This is a genomic window from Paenibacillus sp. LT-B23 (assembly GCF_059417685.1).
Map to the genome: position 1 here is coordinate 1 of NZ_JBSQBM010000054.1, position 3,963 is coordinate 3,963.

A 3,963-nucleotide genomic window follows, 5' to 3' on the forward strand; every position below is an offset into this window, starting at 1 on the left:
GTTTATGAGCTGAGCTTAGAATTTTTCTCTAAATACATCAATAATCTTAATGAACATATTGATAATGCAAGATTTGAAGTGGAAATTGATGATCATGGTGACATACTCGCTGAATTACAAAAAGAAGCTGACTATGAACGCTATTTAGAAGAAATGATGGAATTAGAATAAAATGCAAGTTTGATCAGTCCAATATTAATGCGAATAGCGAAGGAGTCTAAATTCATGAAGGCTATGGCAATTGTAAGATCATCCATCGAATGGAGCATAGATGAACAGCAAAATAAAATAGAACAGTATGATACACAACTGGTGATCCTCTCTTGATTTTTATATGCAAAATGGAAGGGAGAAAAGTGGATTGGTATCAAATAGACTAATAGATAACTTAAAATCTAAACAAAATAAATGGAGCTACAACCAACGTATATGGTTAAGGGGCGCTAGTATTGGATGGATAAAGGGCTATTGTGACATCAAAGATAAATATGCAGTAGAGAGATTAGTGAATGGAAAGTTAGTAGTAAGATTGTATTTGTCTGAAAATATTATGGAGTATGAGCCTTGGGATGAAGAAAAGAAGAAACAAAATAAAGACCGCATAGATACTATAAAAAGACAAAAGAGCTTAGAAAATTAAATCAAGATTTTTGATGGATGGTAGTGTGAAATGTAGACTTTAAACTATCAACAATTGTTCCTTTAGATAGGAGAAAAACTACGTCTTAATTAGAGCCAAAATCTAGTTCTAAAATAGTATTCTTGTACTAACTATGATATGCAACAAATAAGCCTAGATAAATTTCTAGGCTCTTTGCTGTGTCTGCTATTATATTAGCAAATCTTTGGGTTCTTCTTGTGATTCGTCGACGTGAATAAAAACATCGCTCAACGTAAAGTGACGCTGAATATTCATTTTTTTAGCGTAGTGGTTTAGAGAATTAACCATCTTATCTAAAGTGTCGAAATCTGCTCTTTTAACATTTCCATTCACAAAATCATTTATTGTGTTGGGACGAAAACGGTATGTTACTGCAAACTTATTTTGTGTTAATGCAAGTTCTTTTAATGACTCGCCTAGTGTTATCTTGATCATATCAAAATAGTTCCTTTCAATAATATCTATTTCTAAAAACAGGCTCTAACACAACAGTAATAGGATAAAAAATTTAACGGGAAAGTGATAAAAACCTTTTGACTTTATCTATTAATAGATATAAAATATAACTGTTAGTAGATAAATAAGGAGTGATACTAAATGACCCAAAAAGAAAACAAATCAAGCCATAATTAATATTATCAGACAGGGACAGGTTTGGGAATCAGAAGAAGCCGCTGAAAAAGAACTACACTATTACCATATCACCGATGCTCTCAACCGCAAATGGCAAACGATTGGCCTTAATGTCAGCGATGCAATTCAAGTGTTCGAGCATGGTAACGATGGGGTGTGGACTCGTATTATTGCGCCAGCACCTTACAATCCAAATATAAGCGTCAATGACCTAATCAATCTGCTCAATATTTCCCCTGAAGCAACAGGCATTCGCAATGATATGCAAATCATCCTGAACACTGTTGAGAGAAGAAATTCCTTCATTAGCAGAATCATCAACGTTAATGCTGGAAGCACATTTATTTTACTCCACCAAATGAAGGAAGAATATTTACAGCATAGCCAACTTACAGACGAACAGTTCATTCAATTGTACGCTGTAAATCCCGTGGAAGCATTGTCCATGTATTTCTTGCAGCCTATTGATATCATCGCATATTGGGAATGGGAAGCGGCAGGAGGTATGGCTGAGAAGGCTATCCAGTACAAACGTGAGGAACCTTTATTACCGTTTATTCAGGCCATTGAACGTGCTGAGGATGAAGCGAGAGGGATTGTTTCAGGCTTCTAAGTGTCACGTTACTCAACTATAAACCGAATGGGGAAGATACATATATGATAATCGCACTGAGAAAACTGCAACCAATTCAAACCACTACTAACAACAAAGGGGTGAATGCCATGAATATCATGTTTGAACAACTGCTAATCGAATTTGAAATCAAGCCTACAGCCGTTATCCTTATCGACCTGATGAGATTCCACCTTAAGTCTGTTTCACGTATGAATGAATTTGCAAATCGGATGCTGAACGAAGACTCTCCGTTCTCGTTGATCGTGAAAATGTGGAAAGAAGATGTGGAGGCTCATGGTTACACTGACAAAGCAACATTCGTTTATGATTACTACCGCGACAAACAACCTACACTGGAAAAGCTGTTTCAGGAACAAATGCCAGCTTGGAAAGTAAATCGACTGAATTCAGATGATCCTGAACGTATATATGACGTTTACGTTGAACGTGGCAAGTATTCAACTTCTGGCGAAGTGGTATTATTCATCTAATCCAATAAATACATAGCAGGGCAGAGAAAGCTAAATATTCATATTCATTATAGGATAATATTCTGTCCTGCTTAATCATATAACAACGTAATAATACTATTCAGTAGGCTTCAATAACCTTTTTAGGGCTTTTAACAGCTATGACAATCAAATGTAAAAGAGTCATTTTATCATCATAATCGACACTATAACGTTAATAATACATTCTATCAAATCAATCAAGGAGCGATAACCAATGTATAAATGTGGACGACTCATAAAGGGTAAGCTTTTCCTGCAAACTTGGGATGGTCAGTTAATCAGTCTCAAAACATTAGCTCAGGCTAATAGAGACGCTATGTAACATGAGTTTGGATTAGTTGGACTCAATATATAGTTCAGGGAGCGTCAAATTTAGCCCCTTGAATATGATACTAGCGGCTAGAAATAGGCGTTTTTTGTTACTCAAAATACTGTCGTTCTAAATAAATAGAGATGGGAAATTGTACCTATCTATTGTATGATAAAGGAAATAGTATTCAGATAATTCAAATTCTTTAGCGTAATCCTTTGTTTAAAATCAGAATTTTGATAGAGAAGAGGTTACTTTATATGACTCAGAGTATAAAAGAAATAGCTATAGAACTAACTATTATTTCTGGGAAGATGGTATTGGATGATTGAATGATTGGATGTTGAGAACTTTTGGGTATAACAAGAGGCCCAAAAGAGGAGCATTTTTCACAAAATTCATTAGCAGATCCAGACTTGTTAGAGAAACTTTTCTGATTAGAGAGATTTTTATTGCTTGTTGTTCTTCTGGGCTTATTGCGTTATCAAGTAAAGTGGATACTGACATGATATCTAAAATAATTGGATTAATAATTGATACCTTATTAAACGTTGATGGTGTAACTGCTGCATTTAGATTCAACTCAAGGAGAGAGGCTGAAAATTACATATTAGAAGGTATTAATGAGTATATGAAAAAGGATATAGATAACTTTAATACTGTTCTTTTTGATAGAGCGCAGATTTTTACTGAGGAGTATATAAATAAAGGATGGTTAGTAAGCGCTGCACGGCTTATTGTGGATAAAGATAGTCCCCTAGTTACTATCAATGAAACGACAAAAGAGCTTCTTAATAATGTCATTATATATGATATATAAGTTAATCTAATAAAGATTCATAAGATAACTAGATAATTAATCTAAAAGGAGGAGCATTGTTGTCTATATTAGTGATAGTGTGTGTCATTGCTATATTGATTGCTTTGGTGTTGCTACGCTTATTTAAGAAGCCTAGAGTTCAGGAACCGTATAAGGTAACGCAGGATATTGACCCTTACTACATTGGCATAAACGAGATAGACCGTATGGAAGATGGTAAGGACTTTGAAATGTACCTGTTCAGGCTGTTCCTGTGTTTGGGCTATGATGATGCGTATAAAACACAAGACAGTAGAGATTTTGGAACAGATTTGGTATTTACGGATAGAGAGGGCTACCGCTGGATTGTCAACATTAAACTAGACAATTTTTTTGTGGTGCCTCTGCTTGAACTCAGCAGGACTCAAGTAC

General features: G+C 35.0%; 6 protein-coding genes. 5 read left to right on the forward strand and 1 reads right to left on the reverse strand.

Going from position 1 to position 3,963, the window contains the following annotated elements; genetic code table 11:
• The first annotated feature begins 334 nt into the window (after positions 1–334).
• A complete protein-coding gene (locus ACWXW9_RS28820) occupies positions 335–640 on the forward strand; it encodes a hypothetical protein (RefSeq protein WP_494932183.1) in 306 nt (101 codons plus the stop codon).
• Between the two features lie 189 nt (positions 641–829).
• On the opposite strand, the gene ACWXW9_RS28825 is transcribed toward ACWXW9_RS28820, so the two are convergent.
• Positions 830–1,096, reverse strand: a complete 267-nt coding sequence (locus ACWXW9_RS28825; protein WP_494932184.1) for a hypothetical protein — start codon at positions 1,094–1,096, stop codon at positions 830–832.
• Between the two features lie 328 nt (positions 1,097–1,424).
• Here ACWXW9_RS28825 and ACWXW9_RS28830 point away from each other — a divergent pair, with 328 nt between their 5' ends.
• The 4 genes from ACWXW9_RS28830 to ACWXW9_RS28845 form a co-directional block, all read left to right on the forward strand.
• Positions 1,425–1,907, forward strand: a complete 483-nt coding sequence (locus tag ACWXW9_RS28830; RefSeq protein ID WP_494932185.1) for a hypothetical protein — start codon at positions 1,425–1,427, stop codon at positions 1,905–1,907.
• 110 nt (positions 1,908–2,017) lie between these two features.
• Complete coding sequence (locus ACWXW9_RS28835) at positions 2,018–2,401, forward strand: hypothetical protein (RefSeq protein ID WP_494932186.1); 384 nt, start codon at positions 2,018–2,020, stop codon at positions 2,399–2,401.
• A gap of 659 nt (positions 2,402–3,060) precedes the next feature.
• Positions 3,061–3,552 carry a hypothetical protein gene (locus tag ACWXW9_RS28840; protein WP_494932187.1) on the forward strand — a complete coding sequence of 164 codons (492 nt, stop codon included), beginning with the start codon at positions 3,061–3,063 and terminating at the stop codon, positions 3,550–3,552.
• Positions 3,553–3,611: 59 nt separating this feature from the next.
• Positions 3,612–3,963 (forward strand): restriction endonuclease (locus tag ACWXW9_RS28845; protein WP_494932188.1); only part of this gene is annotated, 352 nt, incomplete at its 3' end.

Excerpts from the sequence above, each read along its gene's own strand:
- ACWXW9_RS28820 (WP_494932183.1), top strand. The coding sequence starts at position 335 with ATGCAAAATGGAAGGGAGAAAAGTGGATTGGTATCAAATAGACTAATA.
- ACWXW9_RS28825 (WP_494932184.1), bottom strand. The coding sequence starts at position 1,096 with ATGATCAAGATAACACTAGGCGAGTCATTAAAAGAACTTGCATTAACA.
- ACWXW9_RS28835 (WP_494932186.1), top strand. The coding sequence starts at position 2,018 with ATGAATATCATGTTTGAACAACTGCTAATCGAATTTGAAATCAAGCCT.